Origin of the sequence: Halomonas sp. CH40 (assembly GCA_041875495.1) — a bacterium.
GTDB lineage: Bacteria > Pseudomonadota > Gammaproteobacteria > Pseudomonadales > Halomonadaceae > Vreelandella.
This window is the reverse complement of record CP112982.1, coordinates 1,744,428-1,770,638: the sequence shown is the minus strand read 5'-3', so window position 1 is coordinate 1,770,638 and position 26,211 is coordinate 1,744,428. Positions and strand designations below refer to the sequence as shown.

The window sequence follows — 26,211 nt, the reverse complement described above, 5'->3', positions numbered from 1 at the left end:
CGCCATGCCTACGGAATTACCCCTGCCACTTTCAACGCCCAACCGTAATCTGGTCCGCCTGACCATCGTACGCGGCATTACCTGGACGGGCTTTCTGCTCGCCATCATTATCGGCGTTGAATTGCTTGGCTTTGAGCTAAAGGTGCCTGCCGTCGTCGGTGTGGTTATCGCCATGGGAACCCTCAATATCGCCACCTGGTGGCGGCTGGGACGCCCCCGAGCAGTTAATCACACTGAATATCTATTACACTTGCTAGCCGATATCGCGGGCCTGACGCTGTTGTTCTATTTTACCGGCGGGGCTACCAACCCTTTTATCACCTACTACCTGGTGCCGGTTACCATTGCTGCTGCCACGCTGCCCTGGCGACACACCTGGATTATCGCCGCCTTCGCCATGGCAGGTTACAGTTTTTTGATGTTCAATTATCATGCTGTTCCGCAAATGAGCCATATCCATAGCGACTCCCCCCTCAGCCTGCATACCCTCGGCATGTGGCTGAACTTTGGCCTTTCCGCTGGCTTGATCACCTTCTTTATCTACAAGATGGCCCACGCCCTGCGTCGCCGCGACAAAGCCCTCTCGCGCACCCGGGAAGCCGCCCTCAGGAATGAGCAGGTGCTGGCAGTCGCTACCCAGGCGGCAGGCACCGCCCACGAGCTGGGCACGCCGCTTTCCACCATGGCGGTGCTGCTCAATGAAATGGCCGATGAAGCACCCAAGGGGTCCACGCTTAGCGATGACATTCATCTGCTCAGACAACAGGTCGATACCTGCAAATCACGCCTGCAGCATCTGGTGGCCCATGCCGATCGCCGACGTATGGCAGAACCTGAAGTGCAGGATGGAGAAGTATGGCTGGCTGGCGTGGTGCAGCGCTGGCTGGTACTGCGCCCGGATGTCAGCCATCAACTGATTGTCTCAGAGCGCCGCGGGCGCCCCTGGTTAGCGGTTGATGCCACGCTTGACCAGGCCTTGACCAATCTTTTGAATAATGCCGCAGACGCCAATCCGGAAAATATTGCTATCCGCCTGGACTGGCAAAATGACAGCGTGATTGTTGATATCCGCGACCATGGGCCTGGGGTTTCCATGTCGATTGCTGACCAACTTGGTGACACCTTTGTTTCGACCAAAAGCAAAGGCATGGGTATTGGCTTATTTCTGACCCATGCTACGATCAATCGCTTTGGTGGCGGCGTCAGCCTCTACAACCATCCAGAGGGTGGCACGCTGACAGAGGTCATCCTCCCATTGAGTTCCTCGCCACCGTCATGATCTGACCCTGGCATCATCATTTGCTGAATTGCTGTGCGGATTAACAGAGGAAGCCATGTCTACCCCCAAGCCGTCTAACAACAAGTCATCAACCCAAGATCAGCGCCTGCTCATCATTGATGACGACGAGATGTTTTGTCATGTGCTCAGTCGCGCGCTTACCCGGCGTGGCTATCAGGTTAGCGTTGCCCACGATGCCGACCAGGCGCTGAGCCTTGCTGCCAGCGAATCGCCGAGCATGGCAACGCTTGATCTCAAACTGGAAAACAGCTCCGGCCTCAAGCTGTTGCCCGAACTACTCGCTGTGATACCCGGGTGTCGTGTGGTTGTCCTGACTGGTTACTCCAGCATTGCCACTGCGGTTGAAGCCATCAAACTTGGCGCCGTCAACTATCTGTGCAAGCCGGCTGATGCTGATGATGTATTGACGTCCTTCAATCGCCAGGAAGGCAACCCTGATGCAGAAGTCGCCGAGAACCCACCTTCAGTGAACCGCATTACCTGGGAACATATCCAGAAAGTGCTCCAGGAGCATGATGGGAATATCTCTGCCACAGCCCGCGCCTTGGGTATGCATCGGCGTACCCTGCAACGCAAGCTGCAAAAGCGCCCAGTCAGACGCTAGCTCTACTGTGTTATAGAACTAGCGCCAAACTCAAAAAACCCGCCTGGCGGCGGGTTGTCTACTAGCTGGAAACTTTAGCCATCAAACAATAGGCTTGAGAAATTACTGAGCCGTCCAGCCAAGATCGATATTCCAGCTTGAACCGGTCACCGCTCCGGCAGTGTCAGCACACAGAAAGGCCACCATTTCAGCCACTTCCGAAGGCTCGATCAGGCGCTTGACGGCCGCATTCTTGAGCATGATTTTCTCGATCACCTCTTGCTCTTCCATGCCATGAAGCTTGGCTTGATCAGCAATCTGATTATCCACCAGCGGCGTTTTCACATAGGCCGGACAGATGGCGTTGGCGGTAATACCCTGCTCACCGCCTTCCAGAGCGGCGGTCTTGGTCAAACCAATCATGCCGTGCTTGGCACTGATATACGCTGACTTGCCCGGAGAAGCCACCTGAGCATGCACGGAAGCGATATTGACGATACGCCCCCAGCCACCTTCGCGCATATGCGGCCAGGCTGCCTGTGAAAGCAGGAAAGGAGCGGTCAACATCAGATCAATAATCTGCCGCCACTTCTGCTCTGGAAAGCTTTCGATCGGAGAAACGTGCTGAATGCCGGCATTATTGACCAGAATATCGACGCTGCCAAAGCGTTTGACCGCATCGTCGACCGCCGCACGGCAGGCGTCTGCATCGGTCAGGTCTGCTTCAAAGAAGGCAGCACCGGCGGCTTCTGCGACCGCTTTGCCCGCCGGGTTAAAGTCTACCGCCAGCACCTGATGCCCCAGATCACAGAGCTTTTTGACGACAGCTTCGCCAATGCCACTGCTGGTACCCGTGACGACCGCAACACGGGGATTATTCGTTGTCGAAGCACTTGTTGTCATATAGATTCCTGTTAAAAGTTCTTGTTAACGTGGCTTGTGAAAGATTACACCCTGGAAAACCACCGACCCACACATCAAGGTAACCAGAATGACAGGGTAAAACCACTATGTTGCCGGTGTCATAATGCGTTCCATCAGGCGCTGCGCCAATTGGGCCGCCTCCTGCATGGTCTGAAGATCGCTCAGGTCATCCAATATCCGGCACATATAGCAGCCTTGGCCATCCTGCAATGGTTGCAGAACAAAACGATACGCCCCCGATGGTAGTGAAATCAGCAAGCTGTCCTGGCATACATGTGAGCTGGCATTTTCCGGAATGGCCACCAGCCACAGCGCACAGGGGGTGATCAAGGCGCCGATCAGGCCGGTGCCTTCCAACGCTTCAAACTGGCCACGTTGAAAACATAAGCCATCGACACCCAGGCGTGGGTTGAAGACAGGCTCGCGTTTGAGCAAGCGTATCTGACTGTCTCGATAGTTGCGGGCCAGTTCAGTAATCTGCTCGTACTCTTCAAGCGTGGGTAACTGCATTAAAAAGTTCTCTATCTGGAATCGCCATAATCAGGATCAATGGGTGATGTAGCATCCTGCTATTAGCCAAACGGTCTTGGCTACGTCAGACTAATGTATTAAAAATTCATTCAAAGGAGTCAAGCTATATGTTTGTTGTCATCTATGGTCGTCTGTCATGCCCTTTCTGCGTCATGGCCAAGCGCCTGGCCGAACAACTTGAGAGTGCAGGTAAGATTGATGGCCTGCGCTATATCGATATGCCCAGTGAAGGCATCACCAAGGAAGATATCGCTAAAACCGCGGGCAAACCTGTGCACACCGTCCCCCAGGTGTTTGTCGATCAGGAGCACATTGGTGGCTTCACCGAATTTGATCAGTATGTGCGCCAACATCCTTCTCTGGGTCACTGAAATTTCAAAGTGTCAGGTCAAGCAGATTATCAGCCATGCCGTTAACCTGCGTTGAACGCCGAACAGTCCTCGTTGCCTATAATACGTGTGTAGAAAAACGTCTACTCTCAACGTATCTTGCAGGCGAGGATATCATCATGCAGCGCAAGGAGTTCATACAACAATTATGGCTGGATTATATTCATGCCCACCCTGATATTGGGGCCTTGACCCTGTGGCCCAAGGCCGAACAAGCTGAATACATGACCTTGCTGACCCTCAATGTCGGCGAGTTCAGCGCCAAGGCGATATCTCCCTTTCTTGCCCAGATGGGCTATCAGCTGGTTTCCCGCTATGCCATGGCTGACAAGGGCTTGCTGGTACACCTTTGGTCACCGCAAGACAGCGGCAGTTGGCTGATTGTAGCGGAGCTGCAAATAGGTACGCTGCCCAAAAGCCCGAGAGAAGACCTTACCCGGCTCATCCATCAACCGGGGCTTGCTAACGACGCAGCAAAGGGCGTTGAACTGTTCTGCCACGGTCGCCCTTGGCCAATGCCCACATGGTCGCTGCATGAAGCACTGCTGAAGACTCACCCCTTGGCTGCCTGGCTGGCCGCCATGGGGCCTCGCCTTCACCATGCGGGGTTCAACTGCCACACGCTAGGCCAACCACTGCGGGAAATCGATCAACAGCTCAGCGACTCCGGCATGGCACGGGCCTGCGCCGAGCAAAACGGCATTTTCCCCGTCTCTTCATTGCTTGAGCATCGCTTTTACCCGACCAATGCCCAGAAAATGGTGTTTGCAGAAGGTGATGAGCACCGCATTTCTTTTGGTGGGCTAGCGCTGGTTCAAAAGCGCGTGGAAGATGACCACGAGCCGATTGCCTGCCAGCTATTACCTCACCATACCCGCTGCGAAGTCATGTGACGGCACCCAACAGCACTGCTTCCATGACACCAGACTGCGCAGCGCCAGCCACAAGCTGACTCTGCACAGCCCTTCTACATAGTCTTTATACATAGCCCCGAGCGTTGAGCCAGGTTTATGTCGTTTAACCTTCGACAAAGGTCATTTCAGGAACGTTATCCGGCACCACCAGCTTGCCAGCGGTTTTCTCGATGATTTCTTCAACGCTCACTCCAGGCGCCCGCTCTTTGAGTATGAACGTACCGTCCTTGATTTCCATATAGGCCAGATCCGTCAACACACGGTTGATACAGCCCGCGCCGGTTAGCGGCAAAGTGCATGCTTCAAGCAGTTTGGATTCACCGTGCTTGGACGCATGGGTCATGGTGCAGATGATATTTTCCGCGCCAGCCACCAGATCCATGGCGCCACCCATACCTTTGATCAACTTGCCAGGCACCATCCAGGAAGCAATATTGCCGTTCTGATCAACTTCAAAGGCCCCCAGTACAGTCAAATCAACATGGCCGCCGCGAATCATCGCAAACGACTCCGCTGATGAAAAAATGGCGGCTCCCGGGCGTGCCGTCACCGTTTGCTTACCGGCATTGATCATATCCGCATCAAGTTCTTCTTCGGTTGGAAAACGCCCCATCCCCAGCAGGCCGTTTTCTGACTGCAGCATGACGTCCATGCCGTCAGGAATATAGTTGGCCACCAGCGTTGGAATACCGATACCCAGATTAACGTAGAAGCCATCTTCCAGCTCACGCGCAACGCGCATTGCCATCTGTTCACGTGTTAGTGCCATGATTATCTATCCTATTATTTTAAAAACGATTCTTGGGCAAATTAGGCTGCTTGAAAAACATTGCCTTAGCTGCGAACGGTGCGTTTTTCGATACGCTTCTCGAATGTGCCCTGAATCAGGCGATCCACATAAATGCCCGGCGTATGAATCTGGGCTGGATCCAATTCACCCGGTTCAACAATTTCTTCCACCTCAACCACAGTGATTCTGCCCGCGGTGGCGGCCATGGGATTAAAGTTCTGAGCCGTGTGACGGTAAACCACATTGCCATACCAGTCGGCCTTCCAGCCCTTGACGATAGCAAAGTCGCCGGTGACGGATTCTTCCAGAATGTGCGGGCGACCGTTGAACTCGCGGACTTCCTTACCTTCACCAATCGGGGTGCCGTAGCCTGTAGCGGTATAAAAGGCCGGAATACCAGCACCGCCAGCACGCATTTTTTCAGCCAGGGTTCCTTGGGGTGTCAATACCACTTCGATTTCATCATTGAGCATTTGCTGCTCAAACATGGCATTTTCACCCACATAGGATGCCAGGATCTTGCGGATCTGACGGTCTTCCAGCAAAAGGCCCAGGCCAAAACCATCAACGCCGCAGTTATTGGAAACAACGGTCAGATCCTTGACACCAAGACGCTTGATCTCGGCAATCAGGTTTTCAGGTATGCCACACAGACCAAACCCGCCGGCAATCACCGTCATACCGCTTTCGATTCCCTGCATTGCTTCTTCATAGGAAGCCACTCGCTTGTCAAAACCTGCCATGATGAATCCTCACTTGTTATTAATGGATGCTATTGACGGCTAACACGCCTTCTTTCGGCAGCAATGAATCTTTCAATGCCACTGGCGGCTCCGGCTACCGGATAGGCCCAGTGTTGTACCAGATGATATATTTGTTAAGTTTGTTTTATTTATCAATTTATTTATATTATTAATTAATAATTTTTCGCCGCGTTATTCTTGGAGCCAGACGATGACCGTCAAACAACTGCGCGCTTTTCTGGCCGTCGCCCAGACCTTGAGCTTTACCCAGGCCTGCGAACGCTTGCACCTTTCACAGCCGGCACTGAGCCTGGCGATCAAGGGGCTGGAAGATACTCTGGGCGGTAAATTGCTGATTCGTAGTACACGCAGCGTCCGTTTAACGCCCGAAGGAGAATCCCTGGTACCGCTGGCAAAGCACCTGCTCGCACAGTGGGACAACACCGAGGAGCGTCTGCGCCAGCGTTTCACCCTGCAACTTGGCCGCCTGGGCGTTGCGGCCATGCCAGCGTTTGCCAGTAATCTGCTACCCGCAGCATTGGTCAAGTTTCGTCAGCAATATCCAAAAATCAACATTACCGTACACGATGTCATCAACGAGGAAGTGATCGACATGGTGCGCTCCAGGCAGGTTGAAATGGGTATTGCCTTTGCCCCAGAAGGGCTGGGTAGCCTGCACTTCACGCCTTTGTTTGATGACCGCTTTGTGGCGGTAGTGCCGCGCAACAGCCCACTTGCCCAGCTTGAGCAACTCACCTGGACCGAAATGATTCGCCAGGACTTCATCACCCTACAGCGCCCTTCGATGGTACGACGCCTACTGGAACAGGCGCTCGAGAAGCGCGCAACGGTGTTACCGGTGGCGTTTGAAAGCCACCAGTTGGCCACCGTCGGGCGCATGGTCGCAGACGGCCTTGGGGTTAGCGCTGTGCCCTCCATGTGCATTCAACAGATGACCGAACTGGGCGCCCACTGTATTCCGCTCACCCGGCCGGATATTTCCTGTCAGGTCGGGATTCTCACCCACCAGGAGCTATCGGTCGCTGCCCAGGCGCTGCGGGATGTACTCAGAGACACCGTTCAGGCCCCATGCCTTAACTCAGGGTAACAAGTCGCCTTTATTAACACCCTATCGCTGGGAACCGGATACGATATCCATTAGCATTCAAAAAGTATCCTAACTGCATGCCAGATAACGGCAATAAACATCAGGGAATAAGACATATGCCGGTAATCAAAGGAGCGATCAGCTGTTTGTTGATCACCATCCCCAGCTTATTGTGGAGCCTTCCACTGCTGGTTTTGTCGTTGCTAAAGCTGTTGGCACCTACTCAAAAGCTGCGCAACCTGATCATGCAAGCCCTAAATTTTGTTATGATGAATTGGCTTGATATTAATTTGTGGTGGATGAGGCGTTGGCTGAAAACGCCACTAACGGTAGAGATTCCCGATGACCTGAGTGACGACCAGTGGTGGTTAGTCATTTCCAACCATCGTAGCTGGACGGATATCTTCATGCTGTTCCTGGCACTTCATCGGCGAATTTCCATACCACGCTTCTTCATCAAGAAAACACTGCTATGGATACCCGTGATCGGTCTGGCTTTTTGGGCTCAGGATTATCCCGTCATGCGCCGCTACAGTCGACAGCAGTTGGCCAAAAATCCTAAGCTGGCTGAAATTGATCGACGCGCCACCCAGAAAATGTGTGAACGAGCCAAAGACTTCCCTATCAGCATTGTGATTTATGCCGAGGGCACCCGTTTCACGCCGGTAAAGCGTGAACGTCAGCAAAGCCCGTATCAGCACTTGCTACGCCCCAAGGCAGGCGGTATCGCACAAGTGCTGAATCTGATGGGCGATCAGCTCAGCGGCATTCTTGATGTCACCATCAGCTATGCCAACCCATCACCGACTTTCTGGGGGTTTCTGTGTGGCATAGAACAACCAGTCACACTGACTGCTCGACGGCTGGCCGTGCCAAAATGGATGCTGGATACTCAGTATCATGCGCAACCTCAGGATAAGGAACGCTTTCATCAATGGATCAATGCTCTGTGGCAAGAAAAAGACGCCCTGCTGGACAAACGCACTCACCACGACTGATCAGCGCCCTTATCTGCTGCTTCCTTCTGGCTACATTAGCAGGCTGCGCCAGTACACCTGACGGCAGCCCGAGTGAAGACACCCAAGCACAGGCGGAAGGTAGCCCATGGATAACCGTGCAGGCTGGCGACACCCTGGGAGACATTGCCCGGCGTTACAACATCCCGGTAGAACGGCTGCAGCGCTTTAACCCTGATGTTAACCCCCAACGTCTATTAGTTGGCCAACAACTGCTGATTCCCCTGCAACAGGAACGCGCGCCCTCGGCTGGCCCCTATCGCTACCAGATTCGCGCAGGTGACACCTTCGCTGGTATCGCGCGCCATTTTGGTGCCCGCACCCAGGACTTGATCAACGCTAACCCTGGCGTCACCCCCACCGCACTGCGAATTGGTCAACTGGTCAATGTGCCGCTTTCCGGCTCTGCCAATCGCCCTCAATCAACCTCCGAGAACACAACAGCCAGCCGACCGCCGCCCACTGGCAACCTGCCCTCATCCGCACGCCGCTGGCCCTGGCCATTGGACGACTACCGGATTGTGCGACGTTTCGGGCCAGATGACCGCGGCACCCTGCAGCCCATGCTACTGGCCACCCAGGCAGGCGCCCAAGCAACCGCTGTTGCCCCAGGCGATGTACGTTTTGCGGGCAGCATGCGCCAGCTTGGTCAGGTCGTTATCGTTCACCACCCGGACAATCTGCAAAGCGTCTACGCCCTGTGCTCGGAATTACTGGTCGAAGAAGGCACCCAGGTGGCCCGTGGCGATGCCTTATGTGAGGTCGGGCTAAACCGTAACGGGCGCCATGACCTGCTGTTTGACCTGCGCCAGGGCGGCAACCCCATCGACCCTCGCCGGGTGCTGAAGTAAGCGTAAGCGGTGCCTCAGCCGCGATAATAACCGGGGGTTATAAACGGCATTTTGGTCACGACCATCGGCAGGTGTTTGCCACGTACCAGGGCAAATACCTGGGAACCCGGGCTTTCCCACTCACGTTCCACATAGCCCATGGCGATCGGCTTGCCGACGCTGGGGCCAAACCCGCCGGAGGTTACCACGCCCAACTCTTTGCCATCTGCATCAACCAATAAGGCACCTTCCCGCACCGGTGCTTTACCTTCTGCCACCAGGCCCACCCGCTTGCGCTTATGGTCTTGAGCTTCTACCTGATGCAGCACCAGATCAGCCCCTGGAAAACCAGCAGCACGATCACCGCCAAAACGGCGCGGCTTGCTGATAGCCCAGATCAGACCTGCTTCAACCGGCGTTGTCTGGGTATCCATATCATGGCCATAAAGACACAGGCCCGCCTCAAGGCGCAGTGAATCCCGCGCGCCCAGGCCAATGGCCTCCACTTCCGGTTCGGCCAGAAGGCGCCTTGCAAAGGCTTCTGCGGCATGCCCTGCTACCGAGATTTCAAAGCCATCCTCACCGGTATAGCCACTGCGGCTCACCCAGATTTCCTCGCCTGCCAGCCCTTCACCTTCTTTCAGAGTGAAACGTTGATGCTGCATGAACACCAGCGCACAAGCATCCGGACAAAGACGCGTCATCACATCCTTCGCCTGCGGCCCTTGTAGCGCCAGCAAGGCACGCTCTTCTAGATAGACAATCTCCTGCTGGTCGCCAAGATTAACCCTCAGATGAGCAAGATCCTGCTCCTTGCATGCTGCGTTCACCACCAGATAAAAATGATCCCCTGCATTAACGATCATCAGGTCATCCAGGATGCCACCTTCAATGCTGGTAAACAGACCGTAGCGTTGCGCTCCTTCCGTCAAACCAAGGATATCCACCGGCATCAAGGTCTCCAACGCAAGCGCGGTCTGTTCACCGCTAACGGTTATCTGCCCCATGTGAGATACATCGAAGAGACCGCATTTTGCCCGGGTATGCTCATGCTCTTTCTTGACGCCCAACGGATACTGTACCGGCATGTCGTAGCCAGCAAAGGGCACCATTTTCGCACCCAGTTCCAGATGAAGATCATGCAGCGGGGTCTTTTTCAGCTCGTTCATTCAATTTTCCTCCTGGCTTAAAAAAACCCGGGAAGACACTCAAGGTGGCTTCCCGGCTTTTATTACCTATTTACCTTGCGGCGCTCCGGCGCCGCACAAGGTTCATTCAGCTTCAGGTGAGTGTTCACGCATAAACACTCACCCTTACCTTATGACTTCTTGTCGTGATCCAGTTCTTCACCCGGCAGAATATCCTTGCCGTCAAAATAGTCACGCGTCAGCTTGAACACGACCGGCGACAGCAGCGCCAGAGCAATCAGGTTGGGAATTGCCATCATCGCATTAAAGGTATCTGCCATCAGCCAGATAAAGCCCAGGTTTGCCATGGCGCCCAGCGGAATCGCCAGCACGAACAATACCCGATAGAGCATGATGGAACGCGTGCCAAACAGGAACTGGAAGCATTTTTCGCCGTAGAAAGACCAACCAATAATGGTCGTAAAGGCAAATACCGCCAGCGCAATCGACACGATCTGGTTACCCCAGCCCGGCAAGGCCGCATCAAATGACAAGGCCGTCAGTGAAGCACCGGCCTCACCGTCCACCCAGACCGTTGAGGTCAGGATCACCAGTGCCGTAATGGTGCACACGATAATGGTATCGATAAAGGTGCCCAGCATGGCAATCAGACCCTGACGAACGGGGTTCTTGGTCTTGGCGGACGCATGCGCAATCGGGGCACTACCCAGGCCAGCTTCGTTAGAGAAGATACCACGGGCCACGCCAAAGCGAATGGCGGCCATCACCGCCGCACCGGCAAAACCACCCATGGCAGCATGCGGGTTGAAGGCATAGTAGAAAATCATGCTGAAGGCTTCACCAATTTCACCTGCATTGATGATTAACACCAGAATACCCGAAAGCACATAGGCAATCCCCATGATCGGCACCAGCTTGCCGGCCACTTTACCGATGCGCTTGATACCGCCCAGAATGACCGCACCTGACAGCGCCATGATCACAATACCGGTCAACCAGGCAGGAATACCGAAGGTCGAATTCATTGCATCGGCGACCGAGTTGGACTGAACGGTATTACCGATACCAAAGGCGGCCACGGCACCGAAGAAAGCAAAAGCACCGCCCAGCCACAGCCATTTACGCCCCAGGCCATTCTTGATGTAGAACATCGGCCCGCCCACGTGAAAACCGGTGCTGTCCGTCTCACGATAGCGAACCGCCAGTACGGCTTCAGCAAACTTGGTGGCCATGCCTACCAGGGCGGTAATCCACATCCAGAACACGGCGCCTGGGCCACCCAGGGCAATCGCCGTGGCGACACCGGCAATATTACCCGTTCCAATAGTAGCGGACAGGGCCGTCATCAAGGCATTGAAAGGCGAAATTTCGCCGTCGTCGTCGGTCTTGGTTTTACCATCAGGGGTATGTTTGGCATCGCGCCCCTGCCACATCAGCTTGAAGCCCTCACCCAGCTTTCTGATCGGCATCAATTTCAGGCCAATCTGCAGGTAAAGACCTACCCCTAATAGTAAAATCAGCATCAAGGGTCCCCATACGACCCCGTTGATTGACCCAAAAATATTGGTCAATGTTTCCATTGTTTTTCTCCTGGAACCCTTTGCGGTTGGTCTGCACGTCCGCTTCACTCAGCGGCTGATGCAACTATTGGTATTATAAGATGGCCAATGGCCACACACTGGCTTTTTCAACACTTAGCTGAGACGTTCCAACGCTAACGTCACCACCCTCATCAAAATGGATCACGATGACAGTGACTAACGTCGCGCATTGCAATATGTCCCGCTGCAGTATTGTCGAGAGCCAGATTTTTTCAAGCCATCTTTCCAACGCAAAATGGTGTTTTTATGGTTAGTGGATAGCATTTTTAACGGCATTATCAGAAAAACTGACTATATTTCTGATCAGATCCAGTAATACCAGCGCTATAAACTAAAACATGTCGTCCGTGCTGCAAAGGGCTAACAAGAAATTTGTTTCCTTTCGGAAACACGGTAATATGTGCCCATTGCAGATACTCACCACCTCTGGGGTGCCGAGTGAAGTCTGTCACGCAAGCCCATCAGGGCAAACATTGCCCTGATGGGCTGATGGCAAGGCTCAACCTGTGCACCCGTTTATGATTCACGTTCAATACAGGAAACATCATGAGCCAAGTTCCCGCGAACCTACATTACGCCCCAAGCCACGAATGGGTACTGGACAACCAGGACGGCACCGTCACTATCGGCATTACCGACCACGCTCAGGAAGCTCTAGGAGATGTTGTCTTTGTTGAGCTGCCTGAAGTTGGCAATGCGCTGAGCAAAGGCGAAGAATTTGGCGTGATTGAATCCGTCAAGGCTGCCTCTGACCTCTACGCCCCCGTGAATGGCGAAGTGATTGAAGTCAACGAAGAGCTCGAAGACTCGCCTGAAACCGTCAACGAATCGCCCTATGAAGATGGCTGGATCATGAAAGTCCGCCTAGACGGCAGCATTGATGACCTGCTGGACGCCGAGGCTTATCAGGCATCGATTGACGCTGACGACTGAGTCACTGCCCAAGTTGCTTTCCACTGCCCGCCAACCCTTGGCGGGCAGTTCTGTTAACACTGTCTGGCCCTCTTAAACGTCTGGATCTCGCACAATGTCACCACAATCTACTGAAATGCGACCTTTTGCGGCACGCAGATTGGCCCAACTGGCTAATCACGACGCCTTTATCAAACGTCATAACGGACCTGACGCCGCTGATACCCAGCGCATGCTGGACACGCTGGACGTGCCCTCCATGGAAGTGCTCATTCAGCAAACCGTGCCTGATGATATCCGTCTGGGACGTGAGCTGGATCTGGACGACCCTCGCAGTGAAGCGGAAGCACTGGATTACCTGGCCCAGCTGGCGCGCCAGAACCGCGTGGCCAAAAACTTTATCGGCCAGGGTTACTACGGCACTCAGATGCCAGCGGTCATTCAACGCAACGTGCTGGAAAATCCGGGCTGGTATACCGCCTACACGCCTTATCAGCCAGAAATTTCCCAGGGGCGTCTGGAAGGCCTGCTCAATTTCCAGCAGGTCATCATGGACCTCACCGGCATGGAGCTAGCCAACGCATCTCTGCTTGATGAAGCCACCGCTGCTGCTGAAGCCATGGCGCTTTGCAAGCGTGCCAACAAGAAGAGTAAATCCAATGCCTTCTTTGTGGCTGAAGACGTATTTCCGCAGACCCTGGATGTCCTCAAGACTCGCGCCCAGTACTTCGGTTTTGAATTGATTGTCGCCCCGGCTGAAGCGCTGGAGCATCACGAGGTTTTTGGCGCCCTGCTGCAGTATCCCGGCGAAAGCGGCCAGGTGAATGATCTGGCACCACTGCTGGCCAACGCCCGGCAAAAGCAGGTGATGACCTGTGTCGCCACTGACCTTCTGAGCCTGGTGCTGCTCAAGGAACCTGGCGCTCTGGGTGCCGATATCGTGGTGGGTAATTCACAGCGCTTTGGGGTTCCCATGGGCTTTGGCGGCCCGCATGCGGCTTTCTTTGCGACCTCAGACAAGCTCAAGCGCTCGATTCCAGGGCGCATCATTGGTGTTTCCCGAGATAGCCATGGCAAGACGGCGCTGCGTATGGCCATGCAGACCCGCGAGCAGCATATCCGCCGCGAAAAAGCTACCTCCAATATCTGTACTGCCCAGGCACTGCTGGCCAACATCGCCGGGTTCTATGCCACCTATCATGGCGCTGAAGGCTTACGCACCATTGCCAACCGCGTGCAGCGCCTGACCACGATTCTGGCCCTCGGCCTGCAGCAGGCGGGCATCACTCTTGCCCACGACAGCTGGTTTGATACCCTGCGGCTGACCGATGTGGACAAGGGCAAGATTCACGGCCGTGCCATGACCCATGATGTCAACCTGCGCTATTTCGCCAACGGCGATGTGGGCATCAGCCTGGACGAGACCACCAGCGCCCATGATGTAGCCATGCTGTTCGATATCATTCTGGGCGACGAACATCAGCTGTCCATTCCGGTGCTGGACGACCAGGTCATCAGAGAGGAAGTTACCGGCATACCGGCCAACTGCCAGCGGGAAACCGACTTTCTGACCCACCCGACCTTCAAACGCTACCGCAGCGAGACCGAGATGCTGCGCTACCTGAAGCGTCTGGAAAACAAGGATCTGTCCCTGGCTCATGCCATGATCCCGCTGGGCTCCTGCACCATGAAGCTCAACGCCACCAGTGAGATGATTCCTGTTTCCTGGCCGGCCTTTGCCAACCTGCACCCCTTTGCCCCACGGGAACAGGTATCCGGCTATCATCAGATGATTGATGAACTGGCGTCATTTCTGGTCGAAATCACCGGTTACGATCATATCTCCATGCAGCCCAACTCCGGTGCCCAGGGTGAATACGCTGGCCTGCTGGCCATTCGCCGCTATCAGGCGGCTCAGGGTGAAGCCCACCGTGATGTGTGCCTGATCCCCAGTTCTGCCCACGGCACCAACCCGGCGTCTGCCGCCATGCTGGGCATGCAGGTCGTGGTGGTGGAATGTGATACGGATGGCAATATCGACCTGGATGACCTGACCCAAAAGGCCGAAAAGCACAGCGACAGGCTTGCAGCGGTGATGATCACCTATCCATCCACCCACGGTGTATTTGAATCCCACGTCCGCGCAGTGTGTGAAGTCGTGCACCGTCACGGTGGCCAGGTGTATGTGGACGGTGCCAACATGAACGCACAGGTAGGCATCACCCGCCCCGGTGATTTCGGCGGCGATGTCTCACATCTCAACCTGCACAAGACCTTCTGCATTCCGCATGGCGGCGGCGGCCCGGGCATGGGGCCAATTGGCGTCAAGGCGCACCTGGCACCCTATGTGGCCAACCACTCGGTCACACCGATTGACGGTATCGACAATGACAGCGGCGCCGTTGCAGCGGCTGCGTTTGGCAGCGCCTCCATCCTGCCGATCTCCTGGGCCTACATCAAGATGATGGGCGCCCGTGGGCTGCGTGAGGCCACCGAGCTTGCGATTCTCAATGCCAACTACATTGCCAAGCGTCTGGAAAACAGCTTCCCGGTGCTGTATCGCGGTGAAAACGGCACCGTGGCCCATGAGTGCATCATTGATATCCGCCCGCTCAAGGCCGCTTCCGGGATCAGTGAGGAAGATATCGCCAAGCGCCTGATGGATTACGGCTTCCATGCGCCCACCATGTCCTTCCCGGTGCCCGGCACCCTGATGATTGAGCCTACTGAGTCTGAGTCACTGTATGAAATCGATCGTTTCTGCGATGCGATGATTGCGATTCGGGACGAAATTGCCAAGGTGGAACGTGGCGAGTGGACACTGGAAGATAACCCCCTGGTCAATGCGCCGCACACCATGGCCGATATCATGGCAAGCGACTGGCAGCGCGCCTATGACCGTGAAACCGGCGCCTTCCCCACCGATGCCGTCAAGGCCGCCAAATACTGGCCTACCGTCAACCGCGTGGATAACGTCTTTGGCGACCGCCAGCTGATCTGTACCTGCCCGAGTATTGATGAGTATCGCGACCCGGCCTAAAAAAGCCTGAATAGCCGTACTCTACTCACTGCGCCCTCTACGCCAAGGCTACCCAGCCAGGCTATGAGGGCGTTTTCTCGATAAGACGCTGTTCTGTAAAGCCATTCAGAAGCTTCTCATAGCGTTTGGGTAAAGGCGCGCCTGCCCGATAGACACAGTACAGCACCTCATCCACGCCCTGGCTCAGCGCCAGCTCCTTGACCTGGCGTTGCCAGGGCGAGGTTTCCAGCACCAGCCGTGAGACCACGGTAAACCCCAGCCCGCGTGCCACGGCATCCAGTACCATGGCGACCTCATTGGTAAACCCCTGATAGCGGAAATGGCTCATCGAGCGAAAATCGTCTGCATAGTTGGCCTTCAACAAGGCGTTAGCATGGTTGATGCCATCGTAATAGTTGATAAAGCCAATCCCCATCAGGTCGCTGAGGGTATTGCCCGCGAAATCGGCGGGAACCACCAGGCACAGCGGCTCCTGGTGCCATATCTCACACACCAGATCAGGGTGCTTGACCTCTTCGGTTACAATGCCGATATCATATCGGCCGCTGAGCAGATCCGCGCTGATCTCATGGTTAAAGGCAAAGCTGTAGTTCACAATCAGATTAGGCTGCATCTGCTGCTGGCCCAGGATATAGGGGTAAAGCATCAAGCCCACGCTTCCGGGTGAGGCTATCCGGCATTCACCGCTATCGAGCAAGTCATCATCCAGCCCATGGCGAAACTGCTCATGCTCAGCAAACAGCTTCAGGGCATAGTCATAGGCCCGTCGACCGGCCTCGGTCAGGGTGATTCGTCGCCCCTGGCGCTCAATCAATGCCTTGCCCAGGTAGGTTTCCAGTTTGCGTATATGCTGGCTCACTCCAGGCTGGGTCATCTCCAGACGCTGTGCCGTACGCGTAAAACTGCCTGTCTCTACCAGAGTGATATAAGTTCGAAAGTACTGCGCATTAAACATAGCAAGCAGCCAACAGTTAGAATCCAATTATTCTAACATATTCATCCAGTTGCCCTATGCCTCTGCCATCGGGCAAGCCACATGCTAAGATGGCGCACCTTGACGAAGACACAATGGAACCCGATCTATGAACAGCCCGCTTCAGTCGCGCCCGACGCTCTCCACGATCATTTCCCCGGAAGGAAGCCTGGAAGTGCTGTCCCAGCACGAGGTCAACCGCCTGCACTGCACCTCGAAGACGGGTCTGCATGACCTGCTGCGCCGCTGTGCTCTGGCCGTTCTCAATTGCGGTAACCCCACCGACGACAGCCTGGCCTTGATGGAAGCCTACAAGGATTTCGATATCGAGGTCCTGCAGCAGGATCGCGGTATCCGCCTCAAGCTGGCCAATGCCCCGGCTGACGCCTTTGTTGACGGGCGGATGATCCGCGGTATCCGCGAACACCTGTCCGCCATCATTCGCGATATTGTCTACGTCTATAACGAAATTCAGCAGCACCAGCGCTTTGATCTGACCACGGGGGAAGGCACCACCAACGCCGTGTTTCATATCCTGCGTAAGGCAGGCACCCTGCAACCCGGCCGCGACCCCAGCCTGGTGGTGTGCTGGGGCGGGCATTCCATCTCCCGTGAAGAATATGAGTACACCAAGGACGTTGGTTATCATCTGGGGCTGCGGGATCTAGATATCTGCACCGGCTGTGGCCCGGGGGCCATGAAAGGGCCGATGAAGGGCGCCAACGTTGCCCATGCCAAGCAGCGCCGCCACAATGGCCGTTACCTGGGGATTTCAGAGCCCGGCATCATTGCCGCTGAAGCCCCCAACCCGATTGTCAATGAACTGGTGGTCATGCCGGATATTGAAAAGCGTCTGGAAGCCTTTGTGCGCCTGGGCCACGGCATCATCGTCTTCCCCGGTGGGGTAGGTACCGCCGAAGAGATTCTTTACCTGCTGGGTATTCTGCTGCACCCCGACAACTGCGAAACGCCCTTCCCGCTGATATTCACCGGCCCCGCCGACTCAGCCGAGTACTTTGCCAGGATTGACGAATTTCTTGTTTACACCCTGGGAGAAGACGTCCGCCGTTATTACGCCATCATCACCGGTGACCCGGTGGACGTAGCGCGCAAGATGCGCCACGGGGTCGATGAAGTGGCGGAGTTCCGCCGTCATCATCAGGATGCCTTCTACTACAATTGGCGTTTGACTATAGCGCGAAATTTTCAGGAAACCTTCGAACCCACCCATGCGGCCATGCAAGCGCTCAGATTAGACCGCGAGCAACCGACCCATGAACTGGCAGCCAACCTACGCCGCGCCTTTTCCGGCATTGTGGCAGGCAACGTTAAAGAACAAGGTATTCGCGCCATCGAAGCGCACGGCCCCTTCCGCCTGCAGGCAGAACCCGAGCTGATGCGTCGCCTGGATGCCCTGCTGACCTCATTTGTGGCTCAGGGGCGTATGAAACTGGATGGCCAGGACTACATACCCTGCTATGTTTTAAGTTGAATCACGTTTTAAACTGAACGCTCTGAACGCTATCACTCAACCAGGGAGCAGCATGCTGCGACTCTCCAATACGGTAACAATTGCTGAATGGGAAATTGAGCTTAACCCCATTCGCGCCCAGGGCGCTGGCGGGCAAAACGTCAACAAGGTGGCGTCGGCCATTCACCTGCGTTTTGACATTCAGCGCTCCAGCCTGCCGCCTTTCTATAAAGAGCGGCTGCTGGCGTTCAATGATCAGCGTATTACCCAGGACGGCGTGATCATTATCAAGGCACAGCGCTTTCGCACCCAGGAAAAGAACCGCGATGATGCCCTGGAGCGCCTGGCAGAGCTAATTAAAGCGGCTACCCGAGAACAACGTGCACGCCGTCCCACACGGCCTACTCGATCAGCCAAGCGCAAGCGGGTGGACAGCAAGACGCGCAAAGGCAAGACCAAGGCGTTGCGTGGCAAGGTATCGCCTTCAGGGCATTGATTCACTCACTGGAGGCCTAGTGGCTATGGTACAAGGATTTCTGATTCTGCTGGTGTGCCAACTGGCAGGTGAATGGCTGATGGTCTGGTTTGGCTGGCCAATTCCCGGCCCGGTGGCGGGCATGCTATTGCTGCTGGCAGGCCTGCTGATCGTTGGCCGCGTGCCGGACAGCCTGCGCCTGCCCGCGGAAGGCCTGGTTCGCCATCTGTCATTGCTATTTGTACCCGCAGGCGTTGGCCTGATGCTGTTTGCGGATACCCTGGCGCAACACTGGCTAAGCATTCTCGCCTCGCTGATACTCAGCACCTTTCTCACCCTGGCGTTAACCGGCTGGATGCTGCAATCCTTTGAAAAGCGACAACAAAAAAGGGAGAAATAAGGCATGCAACTGACCAGCTTCTGGGTCTACTTCAACGCCCGGCCGCTCTTATGGATGGTGATTACCCTGGCCGCCTATCTGCTGGCCAGCGCCCTCAACCGCAAAGCGGGTGGGACTGCCCTGCTGCATCCGGTGCTGGTGGCCATGCTGATGATCATAGCGCTGCTGACCCTGAGCAACACCAGCTACGATACCTACTTCGAGGGTGCCCAGTTCATCCATTTTCTGCTTGGCCCAGCCACAGTAGCGCTGGCCGTGCCGCTGTTTGATCACCGCGCCCGTATTCGCCAGATGGTGGTTCCTATCATGCTGGTCTGTTTGAGTGGCAGCCTGACCGCGGTTGTCACTACCTTATGGATTGGCCAGCTGTTTGGCAGCAGCGATCAACTCCTGCTGTCACTGGCCCCCAAATCAGTCACGTCACCGATTGCCATTGGTATTTCCGAACAGATAGGCGGTTTCCCCTCGCTTTCTGCCGGCCTGGCCCTCACCACCGGTATGATCGGCTGCCTGCTGGCGCCGCTGGTCTTCCGCCTGCTGAAAATACATTCGGATACATCCAGCGGCTTTGCCCTGGGGATGGCCGCCCATGGTTTTGGCACCGCCTACGCCATGCAGCGCAGCACCCTGGCAGGCGCTTTCGCCGGTCTGGCCATGGGCCTGACCGGCGTGTTCAGTTCAATACTGATTCCCCAGGTCGTCAAGCTCTTCGGGCTTTGACCCAGCGGCAAGCTGGCGTTGGAGATTTACAGCGAATCAGGCAACGCCCTGGCTGCGCAGGTAATCATCGTAGCTGCCGCTGAAATCAACAATGCCTTCATTGCTCATATCCAGCACCCGGGTGGCCAGCGATGAGACAAACTCGCGGTCATGGCTGACAAAAATCAGCGTGCCCGGATAGTTTTCCAACGCCAGATTCAGTGCCTCAATGGATTCCATATCCAGGTGATTGGTCGGCTCATCCATCAGCAGCACGTTCGGCTGGGTCAGGGTTAGTTTGCCAAACAGCATCCTGCCCTGCTCGCCACCGGAAATCACCTTGACCGACTTTTCAATATCATCGCTGGAAAACAGCATCCGCCCGAGCGCTCCGCGCACCGTCTGCTCGCCACCCTGGGTCCACTGGGCCATCCACTCGAACAGAGTGGCATCCACGGCAAAATCATCGCCATGCTCCTGGGCAAAGACCCCCAGATCGGCGCTATCGGTCCACTTCACCTCTCCGTCATCCGGGTGAAGTTCTCCCGCTAAAGTCTTGAGCAGCGTCGTCTTGCCAATGCCGTTGGGGCCAATAATGGCAATGCGCTCACCGGCTTCCACGGTCATCGAAAGCCGCTTGAACAGCGGCGCTTCATCATAACCTTTACTGATGTTATCGACATTGACCGCGTTGCGATGGATTTTCTTGGCCTGATCAAAACGAATAAAGGGGCTGACCCGGCTTGACGGCTTGATATCTTCAAGCTTGATCTTGTCGATCTGGCGCGCCCGCGAGGTAGCCTGCTTGGCCTTGGAGGCATTGGCCGAAAAACGGCTGACAAACTGCTGCAGTTCGGCAATCTGGGCCTTTTTCTTGGCGTTATCCGACTGCTGGCGCTCGCGCACGGCAGTGGCGGCGGTCATGTAGTCATCGTAGTTGCCCGGAAACAGGGTGATCTCGCCATAATCCAGATCCGCCATGTGGGTACAGACACTGTTAAGGAAGTGGCGGTCGTGGGAGATAATGATCATGGTACTGCTACGCGCCTTGAGAATATCCTCAAGCCAGCGGATCGTATTGATATCCAGATGGTTGGTCGGCTCATCCAGCAGCAGTACATCCGGATCGGAAAACAACGCCTGGGCGAGCAGAACCCGCAGCTTCCAACCGGGCGACACCTCACTCATCGGGCCAAAATGCTGCTCGAGCGGAATTCCCAGGCCCAGCAGTAACTCACCGGCACGCGGCTCGGCAGTATAGCCATCGAGTTCGGCAAAGCGCACCTCAAGATCCGCCACGGCCATACCGTCTTCTTCGCTCATCTCGGCCAGCGAATAGATGCGCTCACGCTCCGCCGCCACCTGCCAGAGCTCGGTATTACCCATAATGACCGTATCGATCACCCGCTCATTTTCAAACGCAAACTGGTCTTGGCGCAACTTGCCCAGCCGGGTGCTGGAATCCACCATTACCTGCCCGGAAGAAGGCTCCAGATCACCCCCCAGAATCTTCATGAAGGTGGATTTACCGCAGCCGTTGGCGCCGATAAGCCCGTAGCGATTTCCGTTGTTGAATTTGACAGAGACGTTTTCAAACAGGGGCTTGGCCCCAAACTGCATGGTGATGTTGGCGGTTGCGATCACAAAATGGTCCAATTGAGGTGCAAAAGTTCGCCATTTTACGCGCTATCTGCCCAGCATTCACCCCAACATGGCAGCATTAGCTCTTAAACACACCTTCGCTACCGCAACCAACAAAAAGCCCATCACCACAAGCAACTGAAAAAAATCACAAAAGCACTTTCATTTTGAAAGCTGAAACGCTAGTATACGCACCGTCTTGAGGCACTTATCAGCGCTTCAAAAAAGGCATCGGAGCGTGGCGCAGCTTGGTAGCGCGTTGCAATGGGGTTGCAAAGGTCGCAGGTTCGAATCCTGTCGCTCCGACCAAAAATATCAATAAAAGCCGCCGCTTATGGGTCGTCCCGAGCGGCGGTTTTTTGTGTTGGCGCTCTGGGTCCACCTCAAGCCATTGAAACTGCCATTTTTTTGACCCACATCAATTTTTTACATAATCAAACAACCAAAGTGTTCTTTTTGGGTGTTTAGTTGTCTATATTTAAAAAATAAACTTATGCAAAAATGATATTGAGCTGCAGTAATTTGTATAGCTTAAATTAGGGAAGATAAAATGCGCGATAACGGTGCCGTAACTCAGCAGGAGTACGTCCTTGATGATGCTGATGTCCTGATTTCCAAAACCGATAGTCAAAGCCATATTCTTTACGCCAATCAAGCATTTATTGATGCCAGTGGTTTTAGCTACGAGGAACTTCAACACTCACCCCACAATATAGTTCGCCACCCAGATATGCCTGAAGTGGTGTTCAAGGATATGTGGGATGACCTACAAGCGGGCAAATACTGGTCGGGACTGGTCAAAAACCGGCGTAAAAATGGCGACTACTATTGGGTTCGGGCGAATGTGGTACCTATTCGCGAAAACAATAAAGTCACCGGTTTTTGCTCTATTCGTATTAAACCGAGCGATCAGGAAGTGGCACACGCCGAAGAGGTATACCGCGATATTCGTCAGCAGGGCGGACGCTATGAAGTCAAGCACGGCATCGCTTATCGCCGTTCGCTGCGTCGACTCATACCATTTAATATCAAAAGTATGCGAGTGCAGTCCGCTTTTTCAGCACTTGTCGGCTTTGGCCTCTTTAGTGGGTTGGGTATCGCCGCGTCCACCACTCTTAACCAACTTGCGCCACAAAGCAGTGCCGATATGTTGTTTCTCGGTACCGGCCTGATGGGTGGCTTGGCAGTGGGTGCGTGGCAGCTCTATAGCGGCTTACGTAACCGGCGCTTTTTCTATGCTACCAACGATTTTGCCTTGCAGTTGGCGGCTGGCAACCTGGAAGCCAGTATCCCGCGCATAGGGAAAAGGGAAATGGATAACACCCTGAGTACCATGAACTTCACTCGCCGCTCGCTAGAGGCGTTGATCGGCGATCTCAATGAGCGCGTCGAACGCGTTGGCCCAGCTGTGAAGAGCATCTCGCGAGGCAATGACGCCATGGCTTCACGCCTTGAACAGCAGGCCTCGGCCGTGCAGCAAACAGCGACAAGCGCTGAAGAAATCTCCTCTACCGTGGCTCAAAGTGCCGATAACGCTACTCAGGCCAGCAACGCCTCTGTGGGTAACGTTAATGAGGTGGGTCATACCAGCGCCGTGATGAGCAACCTTGCCAATGCCATGCAGGAAATCACCCAGCACGCTGACAACATGGCTGGCATTGTCAGCACGATCGACACCATTGCATTCCAAACCAACATTCTGGCGCTAAATGCGTCGGTTGAAGCGGCGCGTGCTGGCGAGCACGGTCGAGGCTTTGCCGTGGTGGCTGAAGAGGTGCGCAAACTGGCCAGCCAATCTGCCGATGCGGCCAAGCAGGTGCAGGGGCTGATTGATCAGGCACGTAAAAGCATTCATGGCGGACAGGCGCACGCGGATGAAGCCACCGAGGCCATGGAAAAAATTCGGTCGGCGAGTCATCGTGTGAACGACCTGATGGGCGAAATCACCGCCGCCACTCACGAGCAGAGCGAAGGCATTCGCCAGATCAGCAGTGCCATCAACGATATCGATCATAGTACGCAGTCCAGCGCTGCCAGTATGGGCACCTATCAGCAAGCCACCACAGAACTTAGCGAACAGATACGCGGACTTTCACACAGCGCAATGGCTTTTTTGAACGAACGCCAACGTAGTGCCTATCTTCAAAAACTGACGCGTGGTGCCGATCAGAGCGCACTGCCGCACAGCAAAAAGCCACAGCGTCAGGGCATTGTGCAAGGCCAACATGACCTGGCTCCCAGCGAGACAATCTCATCGGCACGTTTAAGCCGAGAAGCCTCTGAATCCGAGTGGTACGAGTTTTAACTTATGAATGAAACATTCATGTAACTAATGAAACATCAATGTAACTTAAGACATGACATTGCGGATTAGACCAATGTCAGATTAAGCATCTTCCCTTATCGGGAAAGTATATAAAGCGAGTAGAACATGATGGGAGTCATGTAGCATGGATGAAACAGCTGCAAATACTAAAGCCCTCTATAGCGCTGAGCTGCTAACCAAAGCTGTTAACGCCATTATTGTCATTGATCAGCATGGCCGTATCTTGCAAGCCAATCAGGCAGCGGAAGCGCTGTTTCATTATGCACCGGGTGCTTTGGTGGGAAATCTCATCACTGTATTAATGCCCAACCCTGAATGTTGTCACCACCCGAATGATGTCGCAGCTTACTTTAAATATGGCCCGCGTTATATGCTAGGTAAGACCCGGGTAATAGAAGGTCTTGATCGTACGGGCGACAGGATACCCTTGCTAGTCTCTGTGAGCGCTTTCAAGGAAAACGGCGCGACTCGCTTTGCTGCTTTCCTGCAAGATATCAGTGAATGTAAGCGCGAGGAACAGTTACTTAAAGATATCAATGCCGAGCTTGAGGAACGGGTATTTGAACGGACTAAACGGCTGGAGCAAGAAGTTGCCAGCCACCAACAGACCATCAATGAGTTAGCACTCGTCAACAGGGTTGTGGAGCGTGTCAGTCATGCAGTGGTGATCACCAATGCCGACAACCGAATTCTCTATGCCAATCCTGCCTATGAGCAGATGACAGGTTTCAAGCTCAAAAACATTATCGGCAAAAAGCCATCAATTTCCAAGTCAGGCCGACACAGCCCGGATTTCTATCGCAAAATGTGGGCCGCATTAAACCAGCATCTGCATTGGGAAGGTGAAATCTGGGATCGCAGGGAAGATGGCACGGCCTTCCCCAAGCTGATGAGTATTGACCGCCTGGTGAATGAGAAAGGCGAGACGCGCCATTTTGTAGCGATATTTCATGACCTCTCTCAACAAAAAGCATCAGAAGAGGAAATCGAGCGGCTGCAGTATTACGATGCGTTGACCTCACTACCCAACCGTTCCTTGTTTCGTCATCGCCTACAGCACGAATTTGAGGTTTCACGACGTCAAGGAACTTGCGTGGGTGTGATGCTGATCAATATCGACCGCTTCAAACAGGTCAATGATACTTTTGGCTTTCTCATTGGGGATAAGCTGCTGGTGGAAGTGGCGGAACGCCTGGCGGTTGTGGTGCGGCGAACCGATCTCGTCGCACGCCAGAAGAGCCGCCGTGAACGTCATCCCGACCTTGTTTCCCGGATAGGCAGCGATGGCTTTGCCATCATTCTCACTGATCTCAAAATGCCAGAAAATGCCACCGCCGTGGCCACGCGGATACTTGACGTCATGAACCAGCCTTTCACGATTCAGGGCGAGAAAAGAAACAGCGAGGACATCTTTCTTCAGGCCAGTATCGGCATCGGTATTTTCCCTGACAACGCCGCTGACATTGACGCACTTGTGCGTTCAGCAGAAACCGCACTAGCGCAAGCCAAAGCCCAGGGCGGAGGTGAATTTCGTTTCTTCTCCGAAAACATGAATAAAAACAGTGCTGCACGAGTACGTCTGGAAAGCGATTTGCGCAAGGCAGTGGCGGAAGAGGCCTTTACCTTGCATTACCAGCCCAAGCTGAACCTGAGTACTAACCGCTTTACCAGCATGGAAGCGCTCATTCGCTGGCCTAGGGGCGATGACATGGTTTCGCCTGCCGATTTCATTCCACTGGCTGAAGAAACCAACCTTATTGTCCCACTAGGTGCCTGGATTTTACGCCGTGCCTGCCGGGACACCATGATGCTAAGCGAAAAAATTGGCCGAGTGCCAGGTATCGCGATCAACCTGTCTGCTCGCCAGTTCCGCCAGGAAGGCCTGATTGCAGCCGTGCGTGTTGCCCTTGAAGAGAGCGGTATACCGCCTGAAAAAGTCGAACTGGAAATTACTGAGGGTATGGTAATGGATGACGTTGAGGTGGCCATTGATACCATGCAAGCGCTGCGCGATCTTGGTGTGCAGCTGGCCATTGATGATTTCGGTACCGGCTATTCATCGCTAAATTATCTCAAACGCTTCCCGGTGAATACCCTCAAACTTGATCGCTCTTTCATTCGTGACCTGCCTCACAGCACTGAGGATGTTGCTATTACAGAAGCCGTTATTGCCCTTGCCAAGGCGCTGAGGCTGAACGTCGTAGCTGAAGGCGTGGAAAACCATGATCAGCTCGCCTTTATCAGTCAGCGACGTTGCACTTATGTTCAAGGCTTCCTGTTAGCTCGTCCAGGAACACTTGAAAGTATGCCAGCGATCTTTTTGGAAAATTTCTGAACTATGTCTGCTTGGCCGCAGAAATTGCAAACGTACATTTCGGCCAGACAAAAAGGGGAAAT

General features: G+C 54.5%; 23 protein-coding genes and 1 tRNA gene. 16 read left to right on the top strand and 8 right to left on the bottom strand.

All coding sequences use genetic code 11. From position 1 onward, the window contains the following. Positions 1 to 4: 4 nt before the first annotated feature. The gene (locus tag OR573_08135) at positions 5 to 1,279 is read left to right on the top strand and encodes an ATP-binding protein (protein XGA81574.1); all 1,275 of its coding nucleotides are present in this window, start codon (positions 5 to 7) and stop codon (positions 1,277 to 1,279) included. Positions 1,280 to 1,334: 55 nt separating this feature from the next. Then, on the top strand, positions 1,335 to 1,904 hold the full coding sequence (locus OR573_08130; protein ID XGA81573.1) for a response regulator transcription factor: 570 nt from the start codon (positions 1,335 to 1,337) through the stop codon (positions 1,902 to 1,904). A 102-nt stretch (positions 1,905 to 2,006) separates the two neighbouring features. On the opposite strand, the gene OR573_08125 is transcribed toward OR573_08130, so the two are convergent. Then, positions 2,007 to 2,786: a 3-hydroxybutyrate dehydrogenase gene (locus OR573_08125; GenBank protein XGA81572.1), complete on the bottom strand. Its 780-nt coding sequence runs from the start codon at positions 2,784 to 2,786 to the stop codon at positions 2,007 to 2,009. A gap of 105 nt (positions 2,787 to 2,891) precedes the next feature. Next, a complete protein-coding gene (gene hybE, locus OR573_08120; GenBank protein ID XGA81571.1) occupies positions 2,892 to 3,317 on the bottom strand; it encodes a [NiFe]-hydrogenase assembly chaperone HybE in 426 nt (141 codons plus the stop codon). Positions 3,318 to 3,445: 128 nt separating this feature from the next. Here hybE and OR573_08115 point away from each other — a divergent pair, with 128 nt between their 5' ends. Both OR573_08115 and OR573_08110 read left to right on the top strand, forming a co-directional pair. Then, the gene (locus tag OR573_08115) at positions 3,446 to 3,709 is read left to right on the top strand and encodes a GrxA family glutaredoxin (GenBank protein XGA81570.1); all 264 of its coding nucleotides are present in this window, start codon (positions 3,446 to 3,448) and stop codon (positions 3,707 to 3,709) included. 137 nt (positions 3,710 to 3,846) lie between these two features. After that, a complete protein-coding gene (locus OR573_08110) occupies positions 3,847 to 4,620 on the top strand; it encodes a DUF1338 family protein (GenBank protein XGA81569.1) in 774 nt (257 codons plus the stop codon). A gap of 124 nt (positions 4,621 to 4,744) precedes the next feature. Here OR573_08110 and OR573_08105 read toward each other — a convergent pair whose 3' ends face one another. Both OR573_08105 and OR573_08100 read right to left on the bottom strand, forming a co-directional pair. Next, the gene (locus tag OR573_08105) at positions 4,745 to 5,410 is read right to left on the bottom strand and encodes a CoA transferase subunit B (protein ID XGA81568.1); all 666 of its coding nucleotides are present in this window, start codon (positions 5,408 to 5,410) and stop codon (positions 4,745 to 4,747) included. A 65-nt stretch (positions 5,411 to 5,475) separates the two neighbouring features. Next, the gene (locus OR573_08100; protein ID XGA81567.1) at positions 5,476 to 6,174 is read right to left on the bottom strand and encodes a CoA transferase subunit A; all 699 of its coding nucleotides are present in this window, start codon (positions 6,172 to 6,174) and stop codon (positions 5,476 to 5,478) included. A gap of 211 nt (positions 6,175 to 6,385) precedes the next feature. On the opposite strand from OR573_08100, the gene OR573_08095 reads away from it, so the two are divergent. From OR573_08095 to OR573_08085, 3 genes are all read left to right on the top strand, one after another. Then, on the top strand, positions 6,386 to 7,282 hold the full coding sequence (locus OR573_08095) for a LysR family transcriptional regulator (protein ID XGA81566.1): 897 nt from the start codon (positions 6,386 to 6,388) through the stop codon (positions 7,280 to 7,282). Positions 7,283 to 7,398: 116 nt separating this feature from the next. Beyond that, complete coding sequence (locus OR573_08090) at positions 7,399 to 8,280, top strand: acetyltransferase (GenBank protein XGA81565.1); 882 nt, start codon at positions 7,399 to 7,401, stop codon at positions 8,278 to 8,280. A gap of 110 nt (positions 8,281 to 8,390) precedes the next feature. Further along, positions 8,391 to 9,149 (top strand): M23 family metallopeptidase, encoded by a 759-nt coding sequence (locus OR573_08085; protein XGA81696.1) that lies wholly within the window; start codon positions 8,391 to 8,393, stop codon positions 9,147 to 9,149. 14 nt (positions 9,150 to 9,163) lie between these two features. On the opposite strand, the gene gcvT is transcribed toward OR573_08085, so the two are convergent. After that, on the bottom strand, positions 9,164 to 10,297 hold the full coding sequence (gcvT, locus tag OR573_08080; GenBank protein ID XGA81564.1) for a glycine cleavage system aminomethyltransferase GcvT: 1,134 nt from the start codon (positions 10,295 to 10,297) through the stop codon (positions 9,164 to 9,166). Between the two features lie 149 nt (positions 10,298 to 10,446). Continuing rightward, positions 10,447 to 11,856 carry a sodium:alanine symporter family protein gene (locus OR573_08075; protein ID XGA81563.1) on the bottom strand — a complete coding sequence of 470 codons (1,410 nt, stop codon included), beginning with the start codon at positions 11,854 to 11,856 and terminating at the stop codon, positions 10,447 to 10,449. Between the two features lie 567 nt (positions 11,857 to 12,423). Between OR573_08075 and gcvH the strand changes: the two genes are divergently transcribed. Further along, positions 12,424 to 12,810 carry a glycine cleavage system protein GcvH gene (gene gcvH / locus OR573_08070; protein ID XGA81562.1) on the top strand — a complete coding sequence of 129 codons (387 nt, stop codon included), beginning with the start codon at positions 12,424 to 12,426 and terminating at the stop codon, positions 12,808 to 12,810. Between the two features lie 94 nt (positions 12,811 to 12,904). Next, positions 12,905 to 15,829: an aminomethyl-transferring glycine dehydrogenase gene (gcvP, locus tag OR573_08065; protein ID XGA81561.1), complete on the top strand. Its 2,925-nt coding sequence runs from the start codon at positions 12,905 to 12,907 to the stop codon at positions 15,827 to 15,829. A 61-nt stretch (positions 15,830 to 15,890) separates the two neighbouring features. Here gcvP and OR573_08060 read toward each other — a convergent pair whose 3' ends face one another. Then, the gene (locus OR573_08060; GenBank protein XGA81560.1) at positions 15,891 to 16,784 is read right to left on the bottom strand and encodes a LysR family transcriptional regulator; all 894 of its coding nucleotides are present in this window, start codon (positions 16,782 to 16,784) and stop codon (positions 15,891 to 15,893) included. A gap of 127 nt (positions 16,785 to 16,911) precedes the next feature. Here OR573_08060 and ppnN point away from each other — a divergent pair, with 127 nt between their 5' ends. Genes ppnN through OR573_08040 form a run of 4 tightly spaced genes read left to right on the top strand, consistent with a single transcriptional unit; the run spans position 16,912 to position 19,868 of the window. Next, positions 16,912 to 18,294 (top strand): nucleotide 5'-monophosphate nucleosidase PpnN, encoded by a 1,383-nt coding sequence (gene ppnN / locus OR573_08055; GenBank protein ID XGA81559.1) that lies wholly within the window; start codon positions 16,912 to 16,914, stop codon positions 18,292 to 18,294. A 52-nt stretch (positions 18,295 to 18,346) separates the two neighbouring features. Further along, the gene (gene arfB, locus OR573_08050; protein ID XGA81558.1) at positions 18,347 to 18,769 is read left to right on the top strand and encodes an alternative ribosome rescue aminoacyl-tRNA hydrolase ArfB; all 423 of its coding nucleotides are present in this window, start codon (positions 18,347 to 18,349) and stop codon (positions 18,767 to 18,769) included. Positions 18,770 to 18,794: 25 nt separating this feature from the next. After that, on the top strand, positions 18,795 to 19,148 hold the full coding sequence (locus OR573_08045; GenBank protein XGA81557.1) for a CidA/LrgA family protein: 354 nt from the start codon (positions 18,795 to 18,797) through the stop codon (positions 19,146 to 19,148). A gap of 3 nt (positions 19,149 to 19,151) precedes the next feature. Beyond that, on the top strand, positions 19,152 to 19,868 hold the full coding sequence (locus tag OR573_08040) for an LrgB family protein (GenBank protein ID XGA81556.1): 717 nt from the start codon (positions 19,152 to 19,154) through the stop codon (positions 19,866 to 19,868). Positions 19,869 to 19,904: 36 nt separating this feature from the next. On the opposite strand, the gene OR573_08035 is transcribed toward OR573_08040, so the two are convergent. After that, positions 19,905 to 21,491, bottom strand: a complete 1,587-nt coding sequence (locus OR573_08035) for an ABC-F family ATPase (GenBank protein XGA81555.1) — start codon at positions 21,489 to 21,491, stop codon at positions 19,905 to 19,907. A gap of 229 nt (positions 21,492 to 21,720) precedes the next feature. Here OR573_08035 and OR573_08030 point away from each other — a divergent pair. The 3 genes from OR573_08030 (at position 21,721) to OR573_08020 (ending at position 26,149) form a co-directional block, all read left to right on the top strand. After that, positions 21,721 to 21,797: transfer RNA gene (locus tag OR573_08030), tRNA-Pro, on the top strand. Between the two features lie 241 nt (positions 21,798 to 22,038). Next, a complete protein-coding gene (locus tag OR573_08025) occupies positions 22,039 to 23,793 on the top strand; it encodes a methyl-accepting chemotaxis protein (GenBank protein ID XGA81554.1) in 1,755 nt (584 codons plus the stop codon). A gap of 145 nt (positions 23,794 to 23,938) precedes the next feature. Next, positions 23,939 to 26,149: an EAL domain-containing protein gene (locus OR573_08020; protein ID XGA81553.1), complete on the top strand. Its 2,211-nt coding sequence runs from the start codon at positions 23,939 to 23,941 to the stop codon at positions 26,147 to 26,149. The last annotated feature ends 62 nt before the right edge of the window (positions 26,150 to 26,211 follow it).

Bases quoted from the DNA above. Each gene is read 5' to 3' on its own strand.
- OR573_08135 (XGA81574.1), top strand. From the start codon at position 5: ATGCCTACGGAATTACCCCTGCCACTTTCAACGCCCAACCGTAATCTG.
- OR573_08130 (XGA81573.1), top strand. From the start codon at position 1,335: ATGTCTACCCCCAAGCCGTCTAACAACAAGTCATCAACCCAAGATCAG.
- OR573_08125 (XGA81572.1), bottom strand. From the start codon at position 2,786: ATGACAACAAGTGCTTCGACAACGAATAATCCCCGTGTTGCGGTCGTC.
- hybE (XGA81571.1), bottom strand. From the start codon at position 3,317: ATGCAGTTACCCACGCTTGAAGAGTACGAGCAGATTACTGAACTGGCC.
- OR573_08115 (XGA81570.1), top strand. From the start codon at position 3,446: ATGTTTGTTGTCATCTATGGTCGTCTGTCATGCCCTTTCTGCGTCATG.
- OR573_08110 (XGA81569.1), top strand. From the start codon at position 3,847: ATGCAGCGCAAGGAGTTCATACAACAATTATGGCTGGATTATATTCAT.
- OR573_08105 (XGA81568.1), bottom strand. From the start codon at position 5,410: ATGGCACTAACACGTGAACAGATGGCAATGCGCGTTGCGCGTGAGCTG.
- OR573_08100 (XGA81567.1), bottom strand. From the start codon at position 6,174: ATGGCAGGTTTTGACAAGCGAGTGGCTTCCTATGAAGAAGCAATGCAG.
- OR573_08095 (XGA81566.1), top strand. From the start codon at position 6,386: ATGACCGTCAAACAACTGCGCGCTTTTCTGGCCGTCGCCCAGACCTTG.
- OR573_08090 (XGA81565.1), top strand. From the start codon at position 7,399: ATGCCGGTAATCAAAGGAGCGATCAGCTGTTTGTTGATCACCATCCCC.
- gcvT (XGA81564.1), bottom strand. From the start codon at position 10,297: ATGAACGAGCTGAAAAAGACCCCGCTGCATGATCTTCATCTGGAACTG.
- OR573_08075 (XGA81563.1), bottom strand. From the start codon at position 11,856: ATGGAAACATTGACCAATATTTTTGGGTCAATCAACGGGGTCGTATGG.
- gcvH (XGA81562.1), top strand. From the start codon at position 12,424: ATGAGCCAAGTTCCCGCGAACCTACATTACGCCCCAAGCCACGAATGG.
- gcvP (XGA81561.1), top strand. From the start codon at position 12,905: ATGTCACCACAATCTACTGAAATGCGACCTTTTGCGGCACGCAGATTG.
- OR573_08060 (XGA81560.1), bottom strand. From the start codon at position 16,784: ATGTTTAATGCGCAGTACTTTCGAACTTATATCACTCTGGTAGAGACA.
- ppnN (XGA81559.1), top strand. From the start codon at position 16,912: ATGAACAGCCCGCTTCAGTCGCGCCCGACGCTCTCCACGATCATTTCC.
- arfB (XGA81558.1), top strand. From the start codon at position 18,347: ATGCTGCGACTCTCCAATACGGTAACAATTGCTGAATGGGAAATTGAG.
- OR573_08045 (XGA81557.1), top strand. From the start codon at position 18,795: ATGGTACAAGGATTTCTGATTCTGCTGGTGTGCCAACTGGCAGGTGAA.
- OR573_08040 (XGA81556.1), top strand. From the start codon at position 19,152: ATGCAACTGACCAGCTTCTGGGTCTACTTCAACGCCCGGCCGCTCTTA.
- OR573_08025 (XGA81554.1), top strand. From the start codon at position 22,039: ATGCGCGATAACGGTGCCGTAACTCAGCAGGAGTACGTCCTTGATGAT.
- OR573_08020 (XGA81553.1), top strand. From the start codon at position 23,939: ATGGATGAAACAGCTGCAAATACTAAAGCCCTCTATAGCGCTGAGCTG.